We start from the raw sequence: 19719 nt of genomic DNA, 5'->3' as shown, positions 1-19719 counted from the left end.
GGGTGGGTAAGCTAGGAGGATGGACACGAACGAGACCGCTGCCGTGCAGGGACTGAACGAGGCCCAGCTGCACGCCTGGCTGCGTTTTGTCGCCGTTGTGGAGCTGGTGCCCGGCCTGCTGGACTCCCAGCTGCAGCGCGACTCGTCGCTCAGCCACTTCGAGTACTACGTGCTCGCCATGCTCTCCGAGGCCCCCAACCGCACCCTGCGCATGACCGGGCTGTCCTCGATGACCAACTCCAGCCTGCCTCGGCTCTCACACGTTGTGAAGCGTCTCGAGGACCGCGGCCTCGTTCAGCGCACCCCCTGCCCGACCGACCGACGGGCCACCAACGCCGCCCTCACCGAGGAGGGTTGGGCCGTGCTACAGGAGGCCGCGCCCGGGCACGTGCGCACGGTGCGGGAGAACGTGATCGACCCGCTCACCGACGAGCAGGTGGCCCAGCTCGACGCCATCTCCAACCAGCTGTTGATGAAGCTGGACCCCACCAACCGGCTCAACCCGAGGGCCCCAGAGGGCGCCTGAGCCATGCGGATCACGCGGCTGGAGCCCGGTGAGGTGTTCGTCTTCGGATCCAATGCGGCCGGGGTGCACGCCGCCGGCGCCGCCGCGCTGGCGCACGAGCGGTTCGGCGCGGTCTGGGGCCAGGGTCACGGGCTGCACGGCCAGTCCTACGCGATCAACAGCATGAGCGGGCTGGGCATTCTGCGTCGGGAGGTGGCCGGATTCGTCGATTTCGCCGCCGACCATCCTGAGTTGCGTTTTCTGGTGACCGAGATCGGCTGCGGTATCGCCGGATACACCCCGATGGAGGTGGCACCGTTCTTCGCCCGTGCTGGCGAGAACGTGGTGCTGCCGGAGCGGTTCGCCGCCGAACTCGACCGCTGAATTCACCCCTCCACAAGGGTGATGAACGCGCTCAGCTGCGCCAGCGTGCCCGCGTTGTGCGGCAGGGCATCGGTGAGCGCGGGCGAGTAGAGCAGGTACGCCGCCCACTGCGCCCGGGAGATGGCCACGTTCAACCGGTTGGCCAGCAACAGGAACTCCAGCCCGCGAGGCACCTCGTCGGCGCTGGAGGCGGCGAGCGACACGATGGCCACGGCGGCCTCGCGGCCCTGGAACTTGTCGACGGTGCCCACCGACACCTCGTGCCAGCCCTGCAGGGCGAGGTGCTGGCGGATGACCTCCACCTGCGCGTTGTACGGCGCCACCACGATCAGGTCTCGCTGGTCTAGCGGGGTCGTGGTGCCGTCGACCGTCCATCCCCGGCCGAGCAGCGAACCGACCAGGTCGGTGACGGCCGCGGCCTCTTCTGGCGAGGAGGTGGAGTTGTACCGATGCTGCACGGGCACCGGGTGCAGGCCGGGTGCGATGCCGTGCAGGTGCCGGTCGGCGGCCTGGGATTCGAGTTTGCCCTCGTAGGAGAGCCTGGAGACGGGCGCGCAGACGGCCGGATGCATCCGCCAACTCTTGGCCAGGAAGTAGCCGAACTCGGCCGGGAGCACGTCGTGCCCGTCGGTGAGCCAGCCGAGCGCCGAGACGTCCACCGGTTCGGGATGCGAGCCCTGGCTCACCTGCGGCAGCTGCTGCGGGTCGCCCAGCAGCAGCAACCGGCGGGCGGCCACCGCGGAGGCGATGGTGCTGGCCAGGGAGAACTGGCCGGCCTCGTCGATGACGAGCAGGTCGAGCGAGCCCGGTTCGATGCGACCGGCGTTGCTGAAGTCCCAGGCGGTGCCGCCGAGCACGAATCCGCCGGCCTGGCCGGTGAACTCCGCGAACCGGTTCGGCGGCAGCGATGTCCACGCCGTCTCAGCGGCCTCCTGGCCCGCCTTGGCCTTCTTGCCCACGTGCCCGGCCGCGAGACCGGCCTTGAGCACGGCGCCGAGCATGTTCTCCACGGTCGCGTGCGACTGGGCGACCACGCCGATCTTCCAGCCGTGGTCACGCACGAGCTCGGCGATCACCCGGGAGCCGGTGTAGGTCTTGCCGGTGCCTGGCGGGCCCTGCACCGCCAGGTACGACCGGTCGATGCTGAGCAGGGTGTCCCGGATGGCCGTGGTGATGTCGGTGCCGTCTGGTCGCGCCAGCACGTGCGGGCTGCCGTTGCGGTTGGGCGGCACGCGACGCAGAATGTCCAACGCGGCATCCGGCAGCATCGCCGGCAGGGCGTCCAGAACCCGCTGGCCCCACTCGGCGATGGCGGGCACCTGGGTGCCGGGCGGCGGCGGGGTGGCCGGGGTGAGCGCCATCGGCAGGTGGTCGTAGGGGTCGATGCCCTTGCCCAGCTTTTCGGTGACGTAGAGCACCTCCTCGCCGGTGGCCTCATCGACCAGGCCGGTGATCTCGGTGCGTTCGTGCGCCACCCGCGAGCCGGGTTCGCCCGTGGGCGCGAGCGGCGGGTATGGCGCGTCGTAGAGCAGGAAGGGCCGACCGCCGAGCTTGAGCGAGCTGCCGGGGGCGGGCTCCCCCTCGATGCGGAGCACCCTGGACTGGTTGCGGTCCCTGCCCACCAGGCTCCAGTCGCGGGCAACGGTGACGTGTTCGATGATGAGGGCGTCGCGGGTGGCCGACCACTCGTCCACCGGGTTGCGCAGCCGGTCGAAGTGTTCCTGCCAGAACTTCTTGCCCTCGCGGCGGTGGTAGTCGATCGCGGCCGAGGCCAGGGCGATGGCGGTCTGATCGGGGGTGCGGTCCGCCAGCGCGGCATCCGCCACCTGCGCGGCCAGCGCCAGGTAGACCGGGCTGGGCTCGCGCACCGGAATGGCCAGCTCGAGGTCACGGGAGGCCGCGCGCGGCACACCGGCCTCGTCGGCGCGGGCGAGCAGCCAGTCGCGCAATCGCAGGGTGGAGAGACAGTCGTACTCGTTGTAGTCGGCGATGGCGTCGAGCTTGGCCTGGGCGGCATCCGTCTGCCCGGCCCGCAGCAGGTCGCGGGAGTCGGCGTACTCGGTGATGGAGTCGGCGGCGTTGTCGACGCCCTCACGGTGGTCGTCGCCCATGTAGAGCGGTTCGAGCTTCTTGATCGAGTAGCTGTGCGACCCCACCCGCAGGCTCTTCTTCACCACCGGGTAGAGGTCCACGAGCACGTTGTCGCGCAGCAGGTCATCGACGGCGTCTTCGCCAACGCCGTGCCGGGCGGCGAGGGCGAGCAGGTGCGTGCGCTCGTAGGCGGCGTAGTGGTAGATGTGCAGCTGCGGATGCCGGGCCCGACGCTCGGCCACGTAGGCCAGGAAGTCGATCAGCGCCTGACGTTCCTCGGCGTAGTCGTGCGCCCAGAAGGCGCGGAAGGTGCCGTCGTTCTCGATCAGGCCGAAGAGGTAGTCCAGGCCCCACTCCACGGTTTTCTCGCCTGCGGCGGTCTCGCTGTAGAGCGGGTCGCCCTCGAAGTCGAAGAAGATGTCGCCGGCATCCGGCTCTGGCAGGGCGCCGAGCGCGACCGGGTTGTAGACCTCGAAGGCTGGGGCGTCGACGTGGCCGGGCTGGCCGGTGGCGAGCTGACGGCTCTGCAGCTGCAGCCGGGCCTGCGCGCGCAGGGCCTCGGCAGTGGCGTCGATCAGACCGTCGACCTGGCCGGTGCTGGCGGCCAGGGCCTCGATGGTGGTCAGGCCCGCCTCGAGCAGGTGCCGGCGCTGGGTGAGCCGCATGCCGGCGACGAGCAGCACGTCGCGGTGCGCCTCCACCTCCACGGCGCACGCGGCGCAACGCCCGCAGGCGGTGTAGCGCGCGTCGCCCCACGGGGTGGGCTCCGGGTCGGCGACCCGCTCGTCGATCAGGCGTTCCAGCCGGGCGCGGCGCTTGCGGAACACCGGCAGGATGTCGCCGAGCCGATGGGTGCTGGTGCGACCGTCGCCGAGCAGCAGGTGCACGTTCTCACCGGTGGGGATGCCGAGCCGGTGCAGCTGATCGCTGTACGCGGCCACCTGCAGCAGGGCGCCGATCTTGGCGGAGCGGGCCAGCTTGGTGTCGTACACCTCGTAGGCGGCGGCCTCCGCCGTGCCCGGGTTGGTGCGCATGATGAAGTCGGCGAACCCGACGAAGCGGCCGTCGAAGAAGGTGGCCTGGAAGAGCACGTCATCGCCGGCCCGGAAGGCGTCGGCGGTGATTGCGGCGGCCTCTGGCAGGTTCTGCATGGCCGGGCGCGGGAATTCGGTGACCTGGCGGGTGCGCTTGAGCGCCTCGAGGTAGCGCAGTTCGTGTGCGTCGCCGAGGGCACCGGCCCGCCGCAGCATGGCGTCGCCGTCGTCTGGCACGGTGTCGATGCGGCCGAGCTTGCCGTCGAGCTTTCGCATCAGCGCCCACTCGCAGCCGGCGGCGGCGCCGAGGTCGCTGGCGCTGAAGATCACGGTTGAATCGAGCAAGAACACGGGTGCCTCCACCTGCTGGGATGTGGTCAGGCTACCCGAGACCACTGACGTCGACCGGGACCGCGGTCTACGCTGATGGGGTGACCACAGTTCTCGTGCACGAACCGGATGCCTCCCGCTACGCCCTCTACATCGACGGCGAGCTCGCCGCCCTGGCCGACTACCGCGTGCGGGGCGACACCGTGTCGTTCAACCACACTTTCACCGACCGTCGCCGCCGCGGGCAGGGCCTGGCCGGGCAGGTCGTGACCTTCGCGATGGACGACGTGGAGGCATCCGGCGGCCTGGCCGTGTCGCCGGACTGCTGGTACGTGGCGAAGTGGTTCGACAAGCACCCGGAGCGCGCCAACCTGCTTGCGGTACGCGGCTAGATCGAGAACTCGCCCTCGGGCAGGGCCACGGTCTGCGGCCCGCCGTCTGCCGGAATCGCAGCGGTGCTGTACGACGACGTGACCAGGATGGGCATGTGGTCGCTGGTGCCGCGCGGCAGGGTTTCGACGTTGTCGATGGTGAGGCCCACCGAGGTGGCCAGGTCGAAGTGGCCGCGGAAGAACTTGTAGCGCGTGTAGGTGCGGCTGTCGCTCAGGGTGAGGTCGTAGCCGCTCTCCCGCACCTCGTTGCTGAGGTGCTTCTTGAAGATCGGGTAGTTGTAGTCGCCCACCATCAGGGTGGGCAGGTTCGGGCCGAGCACGGCCAGTTCCTCGTGCGCGGAGCGGATCTGGTTGCGCCGCAACGAGTTGCGCGCGGTGAGCGGCGCGGCGTGGAACGACGCCACCACCAGCTCGCGCTCGGCGACGATGTCGTGCAGCCGGGTGCCGAGCAGGCGTTCGTGCGCGGGCGTGAGCACCATGTCGTGCAGCGACTTCTTCAGCGCGAACGCCTGCGTCTTCTGCGCGGTGAACCGGTCGCGCCGGTAGTACACGGCCAGGCCCAGCCGGTTACGGGTGGTGGAGTCCGCGAGATGCAGCAAACCGACCTCGGCGGGGAGCTCGAGGGTGTCGCATTCCTGGAGGCACAGCAGGTCGGGATCGTACTTTTCGGCCAGTGCGATGAGTTCTCCACTGGCACTGTTCTTGCGCAGGTTGTAGCTGATGACCTTCACGTCAGACCTATCTTCAGAATCGGTGACTAGATGACAAGCCTACGTTCGCTTCGCACCGAATGCCGCATCCGGTGACGCTGCTACCGTGTAATCAGCCCGGCTGTACCGCACCGAGCGACACCGATTGGATGCCTGCCCCCGTGAAAAACTGGACGTTCACCACCTACACGATCGCCGCTTTCGCGTGCAGCGGCCTGACCGTGCTGCTCCTGATCGTCAACGCCGTCACCGCCAATCAGTACCTGTCGTTCCTGCTGCCGGTGGCCGTCGTCGTCCTCGTGATCGGCGGCATCCTCTCGGTGCGCGCCCGTCTGCTGCGCTACCGTGAGCGGGACATCACCAAGAACTGACCGGCCGGCGCCCGCCATATCGAGGCGCCGGCAACCCTGCTACGGTCCCCGGTATCGGGTGCCCGCCCGACCCGGCACGCCGCCGGGCGCGCCTGGGCTCCGGCAGCCGGGGAGCCCATGAACGCTACGCCAGCGCCGATCTGGCGCACCCTGCTCTACATCCTCGTGCCCACGCTGGGCCTGTTGCTGCTGATCGGGGCGTTCGTCTTCGCCCTGTCCGGGCGCAGCGGGCCCGTCGACCAGAGCGCCACGGAACCGGCGGGCACCAGCCTGAACGTGCAGATTCCCAACGCGGAACTCACCCTCGAGCCCAGCACGGATGATCAGGTGCACGTGCGCATGACGGGCAGCTTCTTCGGCAACGAACCCACCCTCACGGTGCGCACCGACGGCGGGGTCACCGAGGTGCGCGGTGGCTGCCGGGCCGCGTTGTTCTCCCGCTGCGCGATCGACGTCACCGTGCAGCTGCCCCGTGCGCTGCCCGTCACGGTGGTCGGCGAGAACGGCCGAATCGGCGCATCCGGTCTCACCGGGCGGGTCACGCTGAGCACGACCAACGGCGCGATCGACACCGCCGGCACCGTCGGCCGGGTCGAGGTTCGCAGCACCAACGGCGACATCACGGTGGCCGATGCCACCTCCAAGACCGTGCAGGCGGCCACCACCAACGGGTCGGTCGAGTTGAGCTTCGCCGATGCGCCGGACGCTGTCGTCGCCGGCAGCACCAATGGGTCGGTGACGATCAGGGTGCCGGTATCCGGGGTGAGCTACCTGGTCACAGCGCAAACCACCAACGGCACCGTGGACACCGACTCTGTGCCCACGGACAGCACCTCCAGGCGGTCGATCACGGCGCAGACCACCAACGGCAGCATCACCGTCACGCCCACCGACTAAGCATCGGCCTCCCCCAGCGCCCGCGCCCTCGGCCCCGCCCTGGCCCCGGCGTCCCCGTCCGCGACCCCGACGCCGCGCCCCCGGCGCCGCGCCCCCGGCGCCGCGCCCCCGGCGCCGCGCCCCCGGCGACCCGATCCGCCCGGGGCGTGAGGCATAACTCCTGCTATTTTTCGGCCGGGGCCGTCGCATCCGTCGAGTTGCCCGGAATTCCGGGGCAGCTGTTCCGGCCGGGCAGAAATTGCAGGAGTTATGCACCACAACGGGGGGCTGCTGCGGCCCGGGGTGGGATCTGGCAGGATGGCGGCATGAGTGAGCAGCAGACGGGTTCGGTCGTGGCCGTGAGCCGGGACGATAAGCACCGGTTCAGCAAGCCCGTTGTCACCGACATCCGCCTGGTGGCGGGTTACGGCATCGAGGGCGACACGCACGCCGGTGCCACCACCCAGCACCGCTACCTGATCCGCACCGACCCCACCCGGGCGAACCTCACCCAGGTGCACCTGGTGCGCTCCGAGCTCTTCGACGAGCTGGCCGCGGCCGGATTCGCGGTCACCGCGGGGCAGCTCGGTGAGAACATCACCACCGCCGGCCTCGACCTGCTGGCACTGCCGCTCGGCACCCGCCTGCACCTCGGCGCCGAAGCCGTCGTCGAGGTGACCGGCATCCGTGACCCGTGCTCGATGATCGACAAGTTTCAGCCGGGCCTGAAGAAGGTGCTCAAGAGCACGGATGCCTCCGGCGAGATCACGCGCAAGGCCGGCCTCATGGGCATCGTGCTGGTCAGCGGCACGGTGTCACCCGGCGACGAGCTGCGCGTGGAGCTGCCCGCCGGCGAGCACCTGCCGCTGGGCGTCGTCTAGCAGCTTCGCCGGCCGCTTCTCCTGCAGCGCCGCCGCCGAGTTGGGGGGGACCGTCGGATCCCGCGGCAGCCGTCGCGGCCCGCGCTCATCCCGACGGCACTACTTCATCCGCCCGCGGCACTACTTCGTCCCGGCGGCACTAGGACGTACACGTGCCGGCGGGACCAACTAGTGCCGCGAGGGTTGGGCAGCGAGGGTTGGGCCGCGAGGATGGCCGGCGGTCGGGGCCGCCCGGCCGGGTTAGTCCTGGTCGGTGGGGTGGAACCACGGCGGGTAGACGGCGACCTTGGGCTTGTGGCTGGCGGCCGCGAGGATCGGCTTGACCGCGTCGCGCACCCGGTCGTTGGCGACACCGATGAGCGTGATCAGGCCGAACGGGAACTCGCCCGGCACGAGCAGCTCGGCCTTGAGGATCGAGTCGGAGTCGAGGTTGCCGCGCAGGGTGCGCAGCAGGGTGTCGGCCGCATCCGGTGTGGAACCGAACCGGGTGGTGGTGAACGCGGCGTCGCCATCGGTCACGGCGAACGGGGTGGCATCGGCATCGGCGGCCTGCGCGTCGAGCACCTTCTTGACCGTGGAGACCAGGATGACGAAGTCGAACGCGGCCGCGTCGTGCGCCGCCTCGGACAGGCGCGGGTCGAGCGACTGCGCGCGGATGTTCTCCCAGACGAGTGCGTTGGGCGAGAGGAAGAAGGGCACGTGGTCGGCGACGGCGGGGCTGTCTTCGCCGGCGACCGGGGTCTGGCGGCGGGCCTCGCGGTTGGCGGGCGACGAGATGTCGATGACGGGGCGCGTCTCCCAGTCCTCACTGGTGTCGGCCAGCAGCCGGTCGGCGGCGAGGATGCCCGGCAGGTTGCGGATGTGGGTGAGGTGGTAGATGCGCTGCTCGCCGACGTTGTCGTCGTGGCGCTTGGTCTTGGCGGAGCCGGTGGTGATGGGGGCGGCGACGGTGCGCAGGGCGGTGGGCGCCTCAGCGGTGCGGGCGCGGCTGGCGCGCGGTGCGCGGGCAACGGGTACGGTCGATGCGACGGGGGCGGCGGGTGGGAAACACAGGGCGCACAGCTCCCCGTCCAGTCCGTGGATGCATTCCTCGTTCACAACTCAACCTCTCGTGTGCGCGGGCTCGCTGGCGTCGGGTTCGACGGGCGCGTGCCTACCTATCTAAGTTACGGTCATTTCGGGCGCCGCGGTGACACAAACGGGGGGCATCCGGGCCAATTCGGGCCCGAACCGCGCCCAATCGGGGGCTCGGGCCCCATACCGTGGGCCCGCCGGATGCGCCGGGCAAGGTCATCCCATCGGCTCGCGGGATCGTCCGCCCGGGTGACGCGGCCGGCAGTGCCGCTTTTCTAGCCTGAGGGCATGCCCCCTTTCGATGCCCTCAACGACCTTGTTCTGGCCCTGGCCGGGTCGGCCTGGGTCTACCCGATCGTGTTCGCGTTCGTCGTCATCGACGGCTTCTTCCCGCCCCTGCCGAGCGAGACCGTGGTCGTGGCGCTCGGCGCCCTGGCCGTCTCCGTTGGGGCGCCGCATCCGGTGTGGCTGATCGGCGTGGTCACTCTCGGTGCCGTTCTGGGCGACAGCATCGCCTACCTGATCGGCCGGCGGATCGGCCCGGCCCGGTTCGGCTGGCAGCGCCGCCCCGGGGTGGTGCGAGTGAGCGACCGGGCACGCGCCGGCCTGCTCGCGCGGCCGGCGTCGCTGTTGCTCACCGCCAGGTACATCCCGGTCGGCCGGGTCGTCGTGAACATGACGGCCGGTGTGACGAGGTTTCCGCTCCGCCGGTTCGTGCCGCTGGCCGTGCTCGGCGGGTTCTGCTGGGCGAGCTATTCGGTGCTGATCGGCGCCGTCGCCGGCGCCTGGGTGCGGCATAACCCCGTGCTCGGCGCACTGCTGGCGGTGGCGGTGGCGCTGCTGCTGGGCGTGGTCGTCGACGCCGTCGTGGTGCGGGTGCTGCGAGCGCGGGCCACACGACGAACGGATGACTCGGCGGCCCAGCCGCGGGCGTTACTCCATCGAGAAATCGGCGAAGTCGAACCCGGGTGACACCAGGCAGCTCGCCAGGGCATCCTCGTCGCTGGGCACGGTGCGCTGCCAGACGTTCGGGCCGATCAGCACCTGGGTGCGTTCGCCGCGCAGCAGCTGGCCGCCCAGCACCGGCGTCTCATCGGTGTCGGGCTCATCGCCGTCGCCGCCGAGCTCGAGCTGCACGGCACCCTGGCCGTTCCAGATCCAGATCTCGCTGGACGCCACCCGGTGCCAGGCCGAGGACTCCCCCGCCGGCAGCAGAAAGTGGATGAGCGTGGCCGCCGGGCGCACCCGCTCGGAGCCGTCGGCATCCGTGAGCGTCACCGGCACCGGTGATGTCCAGGTGCGCCGGTACCAGCCACCCTCCGGATGCGGTTCGAGACCGAGCTCGATGGCCAGCGCCGGGCGCGCGAGCCGTTCGATGAACTGCCCGTCGGCGGTGCGGCGGGTGGCGAGCCTGCTGTCGTGCTGGGGTGTGGCCATGGGTGTCTCCGGATGTTTTTTCCCAGCGTATCGGCCCGGCGTTCGGGAGCAGGGGCGCGCCTTTAGTGCAATTCCGCAGCATAGCGTAATTTTGAACCGGAGAATAGCCCCGAACGGGGGGTATTTTTAAGGTAATTCCATCCCGTAAAAGCTGGTTAGCTGTGCACGAGGCATTGATTCACCCACGCAGCGTATTTACTGCGTCCGCACCCGCGGAGCACCTCACCGAAAAGGCTGCAGCCGGCCGTCAAGGCTCGCCTGACGTGCCCGCTGCCCTGACCGAGTTGCCCACCCGCAGCCAGGTCATGGCGCGGATGGACAGCGCCCGATCCGGCGATGGGCCCAACGACCTGGGCGTGCTGTTGGTGGTGAACCTCGACAGGTTCAGTCTCGTCAACGAAGGCCTGGGCCACGACGCCGGCGACAGGTTCCTGCTGTACGCGGCGCAACAGATCAACGGGGCCACGCGAGACAATGACATCGTCGCCCGGCTGGGCGCTGATGAGTTCCTCATCCTCTGCGAAGGGGTGGGCGCGCGCAGCGGGCGCATCATCGCCGAACGCATCGTGACCGCATTCCAGAAGTCGGTCACCCTCGGCGGGCACGAGCTGCGCATCACGGTGTCCGTTGGCATCACCACCGTCAACCGCGATATGACACCGCTGGATGCCGTGCGTCAGGCTCTCTCCGCCACCCAACGAGCCAAGACCAACGGCCGCAACCAGGCCGCCCATTTCGACAGCACCGGCAGCATTCAAGCCATGCACTGGCACGACCTGGAACGAGCTCTCAGCGTCGCGCTCGAGCGGGACCAGTTCGTGCTGCATTTCCAACCCATCAGCTGCATCCGCGACGGCTCGTTGCACGGCGTTGAGGCACGGGTCAGGTGGAACCGTCCCGATCACGGGTTGATTCCGCCGGATGTGTTCATTCCAGTGGCCGAAGAGAGCGGATTCATCCACGAACTGGGCGTCTGGGTGCTCAACGAGGCCCTGCGCCAGCTCAGCTCCTGGAAGGCCAGCCGCAGCGTGCCCCCCGGTTTCTACGTCTCGGTCAACCTGTCACCGGCGCAGATCACCGATTCCAGCCTGGTGGCCACGATCAAGGGTGCCGTGGCCGCGCACGGCATCACACCCGCAGAACTCACGCTGGAAATGACCGAAACGGCGCTGATCGCCGACGAGGCCCTCATGGTCGCGACCGTCGACGCCCTCGCCGCAGCCGGTATCTCGCTGTCCATCGATGACTTCGGTACCGGCTACTCCTCACTCGCCCGCCTCCGTCACCTGCCGGCCAAGCAACTGAAGGTCGACCGGTCGTTCGTCGCCGGCCTCACCACCGACAAACGGGATGCGGCGCTCGTCGCGGCCGTCATCGGCCTGGCGCACGAGTTCGGCATGACCTGTGTCGCCGAGGGCGTGGAGACCGCCGAGCAGTTCGACCACCTGCGCCGACTGGGCTGCGACTTCGCGCAGGGCTACCTGCTCGGCCGGCCGATGCCCGCCGCTGCTCTCGAGGAGACCTGGGACCTGGCCACGGCGAGCTAAGCCAGGCGGCTAAGCCCACTCCGCGCGGCTCAGAGCACGAGCGGGGCCAGCAGCGCGCCAAGGCCGGCGAGCACCAGGAAGACGCCCAGCACCAGCACGGTGATGACCGTGATGGTGGGCATATTGCGCACCAGCCACTCCCGCAGCCGCACCAGCCGCCCCCGCACGGCCTCTCCCCCGAACGCGTAGGCGAACACGGGCCCGAGCATGGTGATCGACGCCAGCGCGGTGAATACCGCCACCGAGAACACGATCGCGGTGGGGTCGGCGTGCGCGCCCAGGATCACCACCCCGGCGGCGGCGGCCATCACCAGGTTCTTCGGCCGGAACGCCGCGTAGCCGACCCCGATGATGGTCGCCCGCGCCGGGGTGAGCCGGTCCAGCGCGGTCAGCCAGCGCGGCAGCGGCACCTCCACCCCTGGCTGTGGCCGGTCGTGCCACCGCACGATGCCCAGCACGATCAGGGCCGCGCCGAGCAGCAACGGCACCACCCCCTGCAACACCCCAGAGCCGGCACCCCGGTCGTGCGGCAGCAGCGACGAGAGCAACGCGAGCAGGGTGGCGGCGATCAGCACCCCCACGAACCAGCCGATGCTGAACCCCGCCGCGGCCCGGAACCCGCCGGGCGCCAACAACATCAACAGCAGCGCGGCCAGCGGCAGTGGACTGAGCGCAATGGTCAGCGCCAGCGGCAGCAGCTGCCCCCACTCACCCATCCCGACGCCTCCCTCGAACCGCGACCATTCGGCATCCCTACTGCAACGATGAGGTCAGCCGGGCCAGGTTGTCGTACACCTTGGCGCCGGCGGGCCGGCCCTGCCACTCGGCCAGCTCGACCCGCCGACTGTTGGCCCGGTAGCCGTCTTGCACCACGCGCATCCGCTGCACGAACTCGGCGCCGTGCACGAGCACCGACACCTCCATATTCAGGCTGAACGAGCGGATGTCCATATTGCTCGACCCCACCACCGACACGTCGTCGTCGATGGTGAAGTGCTTCGCGTGCAGAACGGTCGGCTCGGCGTAGAGGTAGATCGCCACCCCGGCCCGCAGCAGCTCCTCGTAATACGACCGCTGCGCGTGGTAGACCAGCGCCTGGTCACCGATCAGCGAGGCGAACAGCTCCACTTCCACCCCGCGTGAGGCCGCGGTGACGATGGCCAGCATGGTCGACTCCTCCGGCACGAAGTACGGGCTGGTGATGCTCACCCGGCGCTCGGCCTTGTGGATGAGCATGGCGTACAGCTTGAGATTGTTGTCGTTGTCGAAGCTCGGACCGCTGGGCAGCACCTGGGCGTCGAGCAGATTCGGCGCCGGGTCGAGCACGATCGGCGACGTGTCGAAGGGCAGCAGCTGATCGGTCTCGCTGAACCAGTCGGCCAGAAACACCGCGTTCAGCTCCCGCACGGCGGGGCCCTCGAGCCGCATCATCAGCTCGTGCCAGCGCAACCCGCGCTTGAGGTTGCCCGGCTTGAGATAGCTGGCGTCGATCATGTTCTGCGACCCGGTGAAGCCCAGCCGGCCGTCGACGACGAGCAGTTTGCGGTGATTGCGCATGTCAGGGCGGCGCCACTGTCCCTTCCAGAACCGCAGCGGCAGCAGCGCGTGCCACTCTGCGCCCATTTCGGCGAGCGCCGCGAGAGTCTCCGTGCGGCGGGGCAGCATCAGGCAGGCCAGGTAGTCGGAGAGCACCTTGACCTGCACGCCGCGCTGCACAGCCCGGGCCAGGGCATCGAAGAACGGTTGGGTGCTCGCATCGAGCACCAGGATGTAGAACTGCACGTGCACGAAGTCGGTGGCCTCGTCCACGGCTGCCGCCATCCGCGCGATCGACTCGTCGTAGTCCGGCAGCATCTCCACCCCGTTGCCGCCCACCATGGGCAGCGCGCCGAGGTTCTGGTTCAACCGCACCGCCGAGGTGAGCCAGGCCGGCCACTCGTCGCGGTGGCTCACCTGATCGAGGCCGCCCGTGCGGGCCAGGATCATCTCGTTCACCTCGCGCTGCTTCTCCCGGCGGGCACGGGGCAGGCGCCCCACCCCCACGATGAGGAAGATCAGCACCCCCAGGTAGGGGATGAAGATGATCGCCAGCACCCAGGCGATCGCCGCGGACGGCCGCCGGTTCGCCGACACGTAGACGGTGGCGATGAGCACGAACAGGGCGTGCAGCGCCACGAGGAGCCAGGCACCGGTGGCGAAATCCAGCATGCGTTCTCCCTCGCGGGTCAGCCGCCCGCAGGGGCGGCGGGTGCACTCGAGGTGAACGTACACCGGTCGGGTGACGATGGGGCCGCCGGATGCGTTCGGGGTTGCCACGCCGGTGCGACAGGGGTGGAATGAGATCGCCGGCGTCTGAGACCCTCGGCAGAACCACCAGGTCGTGAAAGGTGACAGTTATGTCCGCTCCCTCCCCCGTCCGGATGCTGCTGGTCGCGACGGCCGCGGTTCTTCTGGCCGGATGCACCATCGTCACCCCCAATGCCGCCTCGCCCACCGGCACGGCGCAGCCGGGAGCACTGGTGGGCACCTGGGTGATCGACCAGACCTTCGACAGCCCCGAACAGCCGTACGTGTCGTTCGTGCAGGACAACACCTGGAGCGCCTCTGACGGATGCAACCGGGTGCAGGGCACCTGGGAGCTCGCCGCCGACGGCACCCTCACCACCACCTCCGGTCCACAGACGATGATGGCCTGCGACGGCGCCCAACTGCCGTTGGCGGTGACCCGTGCCTCCTCGGTCGAGGTGGACGGTGACACCCTGGTCATCCACAGCTCGTTCGATTCGACGGAGACGACGCTGGTGCGCTCCACCGACAGCACCGTGGGGCCGCAGGGCCGCCCGATCGGCTACTGGGTCGAGTCCGACACCCCCACCGCCCCGTTCCTGTCCATCCAGGCCGACGGCAGCTACTCCGGCAATGACGGCTGCAATGTGCTCACCGGCACCTGGGAGCAGGCCGACGATGAGGCCATCCGTTTCACAGCCGGCGCCATGACGCTGATGGCCTGCGAGGGGGTGGACCAGTGGTTGAACCAGGCCGCGCAGGGCCGCGTACGGGCGGACGTGATGACCCTGCAGTCGGCCGACGGCACGGTGCTGGGCCAGCTCACGGCCCGGTGACGCACGCTGTGTGAACGCACCGAGGAAGGACCTACCGAATGGGCACATACCCGATCACCATCGTCGCCGTCGTGGCCGGGGCGATCGCGCTGGTCTTCCTGTTGCGGCTGGGCATCCGCCAGAATTCGGCTGCTGCCGCCGTTGACCCGAACCCGGATGCGACGGGGGCGCTGGCCGTGCTCAGTTTCGTGACGGCACTGATTCTGCCGCTGATCGGGGTGGTGCTCGCGCACCTCACGCTCGTGCGCATCGCCCGCGGCCAGGCCAGCGGGCGCTCGTTCGCGTACGCGGCACTGTGGGTGGGCTACGCCTTACTGGTGCTGGAGCTCGGTGTGGTGATCTGGCTGTACCAGAACAACTACTGGACCTGACTGGCGACGTGGCGCGCGGTTAGTACCAGTTCACGGCCTGCGAGTGCGACCAGGCCGAGCACGGGCTGCCGTAGGACGCGTTGATGTACTCGAGTCCCCACGCGATCTGGGTGCCGGCGTTGGTGGCCCAGTCCGAACCGGCCGAGGCCATCTTGCTGCCCGGCAGCGCCTGCGGGATACCGGTGGCGCCGCCGTTGTTGTTGTAGGCGTCGTACTTCCACTCGGATTCCTTCTGCCACAGCTGCACCAGGCAAGAGAACTGGCTCTCGCCCCAGCCGTACCGGGATGCGGCCAGGCTCGCGGCAGTGGCCTTCGCTCCGGCGGGGGTGTTGGCGGCGGCCTGGGCCTCCGCGGCGGCCTGCGCTTCTGCGGCGGCCACGGCCTCGGCGGCGGCCTGCGCCTCGGCGGCGGCCACGGCCACCCGGTCGGCTTCGGCGGCGGCGGCCTGCACGGCCGCGGCCTGCTCGGTGGCCTGGCTGGTGAGCTCGTTCACCTCGGCGAGGGGCATCGAGTTATAGCCGGCCAGGGAGCTGGACGTGGCCGAGAGGGCCGACGCATCCACCTTGTTGGCCGCGGCGGTGAGCGCGATGTCGGCGTCGAGCAACGCCACGGATGCCTCGAAGTGCGCCTGGTTGAGCACGGCGGCCTTCGCGGCCTCTCGTTCGGCACTGGCCTGCTGGGCCTGCTGCTCCTGTTCGGCGACGGCGCTCTGCACGGTGAAACCGGTGCCGGCCAGCACGCCGGCGAGCACGAGGCCACCGGCGATGGCGGTGAGACGACGGCTGGGCCGGCGGGAGCGGCGGCCCCTGCGGGTGGTGTCGGTGACGGGCGTGGTGGACGGGGTGTTCTGTGAGGTGTGGGGGCGCATACGCTTCCAGGTCGGGTGAGGGCGGCACTCGGCGGCGAGCTCACTGATCGGTGGGGGCCCACGCGTGCGGTTCCGCGCGGGCAAGTCGCCCAGCCTGCCCAACGTTTATGCACAAAGCCTCATTTTTCGCTGGCAATCCCATGTGAACGCATGCATCCAGGTGGGCGGCCCCAGTGGCCGATTCTCCCGCGCCGGATGCCTGTTGTAGCGTGGAACGATGTCCAGTTCAGAACAGACTCCTCAGCCCGATTCCGCCGTGCCGACCGGGGAAGACACCAGCGCCACCCGGCTGATCGCCGCCATCGAGAGCATCAACGAGGTCGACGTGGTGAACGCCCCGGAGGAGGACCGCGCCGCGGTGATCGAGCTCATCGACATCATCAACGACGAGCAGCGCTCCAGCCTGCTGTTCGCGTTGCTGCTGGAGCGCATCCGCACCGGCGCCTGACCGTGTCGGGTGAAGGGCGCGGCTCCGCCGAGCAGCGCGCGCTCGATCTGGAGAAGACCGCCGACTGGTACCGTCGCTTCCGCCGGCTGGAAACCCCCGGCCAGTCCGAGCTCTACGCCGACTGGGCCGGCGGCATCGAGACCGACGCCGAGGTGCTCAGGTTGATCATCACGCTCCCCCGACCCAAGCGGCAACCCAATCTGATCTTCGCCAGCGCACGGCTGCTCGGCGCACCGTTGGCGGCCTATCCGGTCGTGCGGGAGTGGCTGATCGAGCACTGGCCGGCCGTGGCCGCCGAGGCGCTCGTGCGCGCCACCCAGACCAACGAACCGCGCCGTCTCACCGCGATCATGCCGATCCTGGCCGCGATCGGCCCGCGCGTGGCCCTGATCGAGGTGGGCGCCAGCGCGGGACTCTGCCTGTATCCCGACCGGTACAGCTACGACTACTCCGGCCAGCGGGTGGACCCGGCCGACGGCCCCAGCCCGGTGTTGCTGCAGGCCGACACGACAGGGCCGGTCCCGCTGCCGGCGCATCCGCCCGAGGTGCTCTGGCGGGCCGGTATCGACCTGAACCCGCTGGACGTGCGCGACCCCGCGGATGTGCGCTGGCTGCAGACGCTGGTCTGGCCAGAGCAGACCGAGCGGCGCCGGCGGTTGGATGCCGCACTGGACATCGTGCGCCGAGATCCGCCGCACCTCGTGCGCGGCGATGCCGCCGGTGGTCTGGAGGCCCTGGTGGCCCGGGCGCCAGAGGGGGTGCCGTTGGTGATCGTGAGCCCCGCGGTGCTGGTCTACCTGGCCCCGGCCGACCGCGAGGCCTTCGCCGACTCGGTCACCGCACTCGGCCGCTGGATCTCGCTGGACGGCGCCGGTGTGCTGCCCAGGGTGGACGCCCAGCTGCCGCAGGCACCCGTGCCGGGCGACTACACGGTCTCCCTCGACGGCCGGCCCGTCGCCAGGTGCGGGGCACACGGGCAGACCCTGGACTGGCTGGCCGGCTAGCTTCTCCGACGCGCTCCGGGCCGGCTCCCCGCCCGCGCTCGTAGGATGGCGGCATGCGTGCACTCCTGGTCGACACCCCCGGGGGCCCAGACGCCCTCACCCTCAGCACCGTTCCCGACCTCGTCGTCGGGGCCGGCGACATCCGTATCGAGGTGGCCGCCGCGGGCGTGAACCGGGCGGATGTGCAGCAGCGCCTGGGCCTGTACCCGTCGCCGGCGGGGGCGCCGGCCTGGCCCGGCCTGGAGGTCTCCGGCATCGTCACCGAGATCGGACTCGCCGTGACCCGGTTCGCCGTGGGTGACCGGGTCTGCGCCCTCCTGGCCGGGGGCGGGTACGCCACCGAGGCCGTGGTGCACCAGGACCTGGCCCTGCCCGTGCCGGACAACGTCGACCTCGTGGACGCTGCCGCGCTGCCGGAGGCGCTGGCGACGGTGTGGTCCAACGTGTTCATGAGCGCCGGTCTCACCGCAGGGCAGACCCTGCTGGTGCACGGCGGCGGCAGCGGCATCGGCACCACCGCGATCCAGCTGGCCCGCCTGGCCGGTGCCCGGGTGGCGGTGACGGCCGGATCACCCCAGAAGCTCGCCGCGTGCAGCGAACTGGGCGCCGACATCCTGGTGGATTACCACAAGCAGGACTTCGTGGCCGAGGTGCTCGCCGCCACCGACGGCCGCGGCGCCGACGTGATCCTCGACATCATGGGCGGCTCATACGCCGCCCGCAACGTGGCCGCGCTGGCCACCAACGGCACGATCATGGTGATCGGCAATCAGGGCGGCGAGGACGCCGTGTTCAACCCGTTCCAGCTGATGGTCAAGCGCGGCCGGTACTGGGGAACCACACTGCGCTCCCGCCCCGCCGCCGAGAAGGCCGCCATCATGGCCGACCTGGGCAGCCGGGTGTGGCCGTGGCTGATCAGCGGCGAATTGCGCCCGGTGATCGACAGCCGGTTCGCGTTCACAGACGCCGCGGCAGCGCATCGCCGGCTGGAGGCATCCGCCCACGTGGGCAAGATCGTGCTCGTGCCCTGAGGCTCCCGGCGACCGGGTCAGTGACCGGCTGTGGTGCGCGCCACGGCCAGCTGCACTCGGTTGCGGCCGGCGGCCTTGGCCTCGTACAGGGCGGCGTCGGCGCGGCCGAGCCAGCGGGACACGCTCTCCCCGACGGCGAGAAGCGCCACCCCCACGCTGGCCGTGCAGCTCAGCCCCTCGCCCAGGGTGTTCCACGGGTGGTCCCGCACCTCGTCGAGCAGCCGCTCGCAGATCTGCACAGCCTGAGCGGGGTCGGTGTTGCCGAGCACGAGCAGGAACTCCTCGCCGCCCACGCGCACCGCGAGGTCGGTGGATCTGGTGACCGTAGCCAGGATGCCGGCCATACTCGCCAAGGCCAGGTCACCGGCGGCGTGCCCGTGCTGGTCGTTGACCTCCTTGAAATGGTCCATGTCGAGCATCACGGCGCAGAGCGGTTCGGACCGTTCGACGTGGCTGAGCGCGGGTTCCTCGAGTGCCGTCTCGTGGAACGCCAGCGCCAGAGTGCAGTGCACGTTCGACTCGGCGAGCCTGTCGCCGGTGGCGGTGAAGTGCTCCAGGGCTAACAGTCCGTGGCGCACCGAGGCCTCGAATTCGCCCATGCGCAGTGCGTGGCCGGCGAGGAGCTGTCTGGCCCTGGCCTGCTGGTCGGCCGTGGCGCCGGGCAGCTCGATGGCCTTCTCGGCCTGGTCGGCGCCGAAGACCTGCCTGCCGTTGCGGTTGGCCTGGGCGCTGGTGAGGATCAGCGCTTCGATCATGGGGCCGGTCGCCGCGGTGCCGGCGGCCTTACGCTCGACGGCCGGGTGCTCGGCGGCCGGGTGCAGCTCTGACGGGGCGGCGGGACTGGGCAGGTCGGTGCGGTAGACGAAACCTTCGGCCCGGTCGGGGTCGTCCGGCTGGGTGCCGGGAGTGGTGGTGCTGCCTGATGTGGGGGTGTCGGTGCTGTCCGCTGCGAGGGCGTCGGTTGCCGGCCCGGCGGGGAGGGCGGCTCCGGCAGGGAGGGGGAAGACGAGGTCTGCGGCTGCGCCGGTCATGGCAGGCACCCACCGCGGTCGAGTCGGCTGACCGGCGTCATCGGCAGGTGCACTCGCATCCATCCCAGGCCGTGCGGTCGCGGCGACAGGCTGAGCGCGCTGCCCGCGGGAGTCCGGGGGAAGCGACGTGATGATGCGTACGTTGCGATCACTGCTCAGTCCCCAAACTGCTCGTACTTTCGAACCTAGCAGCGTCCCGGCACCAAATGGCA

21 protein-coding genes are annotated in these 19719 nt (G+C 70.0%); 13 read left to right on the top strand and 8 right to left on the bottom strand.

The window, feature by feature from the left end; all coding sequences use genetic code 11:
• Nucleotides 1-19: 19 nt before the first annotated feature.
• Together K2F54_RS16080 and K2F54_RS16075 are read left to right on the top strand one after the other, a co-directional pair.
• Nucleotides 20-526 carry a MarR family winged helix-turn-helix transcriptional regulator gene (locus K2F54_RS16080; protein WP_220606865.1) on the top strand — a complete coding sequence of 169 codons (507 nt, stop codon included), beginning with the start codon at nt 20-22 and terminating at the stop codon, nt 524-526.
• 3 nt (nt 527-529) lie between these two features.
• Nucleotides 530-889: an A1S_2505 family phage non-structural protein gene (locus K2F54_RS16075; protein ID WP_220606864.1), complete on the top strand. Its 360-nt coding sequence runs from the start codon at nt 530-532 to the stop codon at nt 887-889.
• 2 nt (nt 890-891) lie between these two features.
• Here the strand turns inward: K2F54_RS16075 and K2F54_RS16070 are convergent, their stop codons facing one another.
• Complete coding sequence (locus K2F54_RS16070) at nt 892-4365, bottom strand: TM0106 family RecB-like putative nuclease (RefSeq protein WP_308287706.1); 3474 nt, start codon at nt 4363-4365, stop codon at nt 892-894.
• 80 nt (nt 4366-4445) lie between these two features.
• Between K2F54_RS16070 and K2F54_RS16065 the strand changes: the two genes are divergently transcribed.
• Complete coding sequence (locus K2F54_RS16065) at nt 4446-4736, top strand: GNAT family N-acetyltransferase (protein ID WP_308287705.1); 291 nt, start codon at nt 4446-4448, stop codon at nt 4734-4736.
• Here K2F54_RS16065 and K2F54_RS16060 read toward each other — a convergent pair.
• On the bottom strand, nt 4733-5467 hold the full coding sequence (locus K2F54_RS16060) for an endonuclease/exonuclease/phosphatase family protein (protein WP_220606863.1): 735 nt from the start codon (nt 5465-5467) through the stop codon (nt 4733-4735). The genes K2F54_RS16065 and K2F54_RS16060 overlap by 4 nt on opposite strands.
• 128 nt (nt 5468-5595) lie before the next feature.
• Here K2F54_RS16060 and K2F54_RS16055 point away from each other — a divergent pair, with 128 nt between their 5' ends.
• The 3 genes from K2F54_RS16055 to K2F54_RS16045 all read left to right on the top strand — a co-directional run bounded on the left by K2F54_RS16055 (nt 5596) and on the right by K2F54_RS16045 (nt 7574).
• A complete protein-coding gene (locus K2F54_RS16055; protein ID WP_220606862.1) occupies nt 5596-5817 on the top strand; it encodes a hypothetical protein in 222 nt (73 codons plus the stop codon).
• Between the two features lie 117 nt (nt 5818-5934).
• Complete coding sequence (locus K2F54_RS16050) at nt 5935-6714, top strand: DUF4097 family beta strand repeat-containing protein (RefSeq protein ID WP_220606861.1); 780 nt, start codon at nt 5935-5937, stop codon at nt 6712-6714.
• 305 nt (nt 6715-7019) lie between these two features.
• Nucleotides 7020-7574 carry an MOSC domain-containing protein gene (locus tag K2F54_RS16045; protein ID WP_220606860.1) on the top strand — a complete coding sequence of 185 codons (555 nt, stop codon included), beginning with the start codon at nt 7020-7022 and terminating at the stop codon, nt 7572-7574.
• A gap of 240 nt (nt 7575-7814) precedes the next feature.
• On the opposite strand, the gene K2F54_RS16040 is transcribed toward K2F54_RS16045, so the two are convergent.
• Nucleotides 7815-8672: a DUF4433 domain-containing protein gene (locus K2F54_RS16040; RefSeq protein WP_220606859.1), complete on the bottom strand. Its 858-nt coding sequence runs from the start codon at nt 8670-8672 to the stop codon at nt 7815-7817.
• Between the two features lie 264 nt (nt 8673-8936).
• On the opposite strand from K2F54_RS16040, the gene K2F54_RS16035 reads away from it, so the two are divergent.
• On the top strand, nt 8937-9620 hold the full coding sequence (locus K2F54_RS16035) for a DedA family protein (protein ID WP_220606858.1): 684 nt from the start codon (nt 8937-8939) through the stop codon (nt 9618-9620).
• Here the strand turns inward: K2F54_RS16035 and K2F54_RS16030 are convergent.
• Complete coding sequence (locus K2F54_RS16030; protein WP_220606857.1) at nt 9582-10085, bottom strand: cupin domain-containing protein; 504 nt, start codon at nt 10083-10085, stop codon at nt 9582-9584. The two genes, K2F54_RS16035 and K2F54_RS16030, sit on opposite strands and share 39 nt — an antisense overlap.
• 263 nt (nt 10086-10348) lie before the next feature.
• Between K2F54_RS16030 and K2F54_RS16025 the strand changes: the two genes are divergently transcribed.
• Nucleotides 10349-11632, top strand: coding sequence for a putative bifunctional diguanylate cyclase/phosphodiesterase (locus tag K2F54_RS16025; protein WP_220606856.1), 1284 nt, complete (start codon nt 10349-10351; stop codon nt 11630-11632).
• A 29-nt stretch (nt 11633-11661) separates the two neighbouring features.
• Here the strand turns inward: K2F54_RS16025 and K2F54_RS16020 are convergent, their stop codons facing one another.
• Together K2F54_RS16020 and cls are read right to left on the bottom strand one after the other, a co-directional pair.
• Nucleotides 11662-12348 (bottom strand): GAP family protein, encoded by a 687-nt coding sequence (locus K2F54_RS16020; protein ID WP_220606855.1) that lies wholly within the window; start codon nt 12346-12348, stop codon nt 11662-11664.
• Between the two features lie 37 nt (nt 12349-12385).
• Nucleotides 12386-13840, bottom strand: coding sequence for a cardiolipin synthase (gene cls, locus K2F54_RS16015; protein ID WP_220606854.1), 1455 nt, complete (start codon nt 13838-13840; stop codon nt 12386-12388).
• Between the two features lie 188 nt (nt 13841-14028).
• On the opposite strand from cls, the gene K2F54_RS19370 reads away from it, so the two are divergent.
• Nucleotides 14029-14754 carry an META domain-containing protein gene (locus tag K2F54_RS19370; protein ID WP_255577201.1) on the top strand — a complete coding sequence of 242 codons (726 nt, stop codon included), beginning with the start codon at nt 14029-14031 and terminating at the stop codon, nt 14752-14754.
• Nucleotides 14755-14792: 38 nt separating this feature from the next.
• On the top strand, nt 14793-15125 hold the full coding sequence (locus K2F54_RS16005) for a DUF4190 domain-containing protein (RefSeq protein ID WP_220606853.1): 333 nt from the start codon (nt 14793-14795) through the stop codon (nt 15123-15125).
• 19 nt (nt 15126-15144) lie between these two features.
• Here the strand turns inward: K2F54_RS16005 and K2F54_RS16000 are convergent, their stop codons facing one another.
• Nucleotides 15145-15993, bottom strand: coding sequence for an aggregation-promoting factor C-terminal-like domain-containing protein (locus K2F54_RS16000; RefSeq protein ID WP_255577200.1), 849 nt, complete (start codon nt 15991-15993; stop codon nt 15145-15147).
• Between the two features lie 217 nt (nt 15994-16210).
• Between K2F54_RS16000 and K2F54_RS19365 the strand changes: the two genes are divergently transcribed.
• The 3 genes from K2F54_RS19365 to K2F54_RS15990 are packed head-to-tail and all read left to right on the top strand — an operon-like array spanning nt 16211 to nt 18476.
• Nucleotides 16211-16441, top strand: a complete 231-nt coding sequence (locus K2F54_RS19365) for a hypothetical protein (protein WP_255577199.1) — start codon at nt 16211-16213, stop codon at nt 16439-16441.
• Between the two features lie 2 nt (nt 16442-16443).
• Entirely contained in the window at nt 16444-17445 is a 1002-nt protein-coding gene (locus tag K2F54_RS15995; RefSeq protein WP_308287704.1) for a DUF2332 domain-containing protein, read from the top strand.
• 53 nt (nt 17446-17498) lie between these two features.
• The gene (locus K2F54_RS15990; RefSeq protein WP_220606851.1) at nt 17499-18476 is read left to right on the top strand and encodes an NAD(P)H-quinone oxidoreductase; all 978 of its coding nucleotides are present in this window, start codon (nt 17499-17501) and stop codon (nt 18474-18476) included.
• 17 nt (nt 18477-18493) lie between these two features.
• Here the strand turns inward: K2F54_RS15990 and K2F54_RS15985 are convergent, their stop codons facing one another.
• Complete coding sequence (locus K2F54_RS15985) at nt 18494-19507, bottom strand: GGDEF domain-containing protein (RefSeq protein ID WP_220606850.1); 1014 nt, start codon at nt 19505-19507, stop codon at nt 18494-18496.
• Nucleotides 19508-19719 lie beyond the last annotated feature (212 nt).

The sequence above is a fragment of the Cryobacterium inferilacus genome (genome assembly GCF_019599185.1).
Lineage (GTDB): Bacteria > Actinomycetota > Actinomycetes > Actinomycetales > Microbacteriaceae > Cryobacterium > Cryobacterium inferilacus.
The sequence above is the reverse complement of the archived record's forward strand: the minus strand, read 5'-3'. Positions and strand labels throughout refer to the sequence as shown.

Coding starts and splice junctions, on each gene's coding strand:
- K2F54_RS16005 (WP_220606853.1), top strand. CDS start 14,793: ATGGGCACATACCCGATCACCATCGTCGCCGTCGTGGCCGGGGCGATC.
- K2F54_RS15985 (WP_220606850.1), bottom strand. CDS start 19,507: ATGACCGGCGCAGCCGCAGACCTCGTCTTCCCCCTCCCTGCCGGAGCC.
- cls (WP_220606854.1), bottom strand. CDS start 13,840: ATGCTGGATTTCGCCACCGGTGCCTGGCTCCTCGTGGCGCTGCACGCC.
- K2F54_RS16075 (WP_220606864.1), top strand. CDS start 530: ATGCGGATCACGCGGCTGGAGCCCGGTGAGGTGTTCGTCTTCGGATCC.
- K2F54_RS16030 (WP_220606857.1), bottom strand. CDS start 10,085: ATGGCCACACCCCAGCACGACAGCAGGCTCGCCACCCGCCGCACCGCC.
- K2F54_RS15990 (WP_220606851.1), top strand. CDS start 17,499: ATGCGTGCACTCCTGGTCGACACCCCCGGGGGCCCAGACGCCCTCACC.
- K2F54_RS16050 (WP_220606861.1), top strand. CDS start 5,935: ATGAACGCTACGCCAGCGCCGATCTGGCGCACCCTGCTCTACATCCTC.
- K2F54_RS16055 (WP_220606862.1), top strand. CDS start 5,596: ATGCCTGCCCCCGTGAAAAACTGGACGTTCACCACCTACACGATCGCC.
- K2F54_RS16035 (WP_220606858.1), top strand. CDS start 8,937: ATGCCCCCTTTCGATGCCCTCAACGACCTTGTTCTGGCCCTGGCCGGG.
- K2F54_RS16045 (WP_220606860.1), top strand. CDS start 7,020: ATGAGTGAGCAGCAGACGGGTTCGGTCGTGGCCGTGAGCCGGGACGAT.
- K2F54_RS19365 (WP_255577199.1), top strand. CDS start 16,211: ATGTCCAGTTCAGAACAGACTCCTCAGCCCGATTCCGCCGTGCCGACC.
- K2F54_RS16000 (WP_255577200.1), bottom strand. CDS start 15,993: ATGCGCCCCCACACCTCACAGAACACCCCGTCCACCACGCCCGTCACC.
- K2F54_RS16080 (WP_220606865.1), top strand. CDS start 20: ATGGACACGAACGAGACCGCTGCCGTGCAGGGACTGAACGAGGCCCAG.
- K2F54_RS16020 (WP_220606855.1), bottom strand. CDS start 12,348: ATGGGTGAGTGGGGGCAGCTGCTGCCGCTGGCGCTGACCATTGCGCTC.
- K2F54_RS19370 (WP_255577201.1), top strand. CDS start 14,029: ATGTCCGCTCCCTCCCCCGTCCGGATGCTGCTGGTCGCGACGGCCGCG.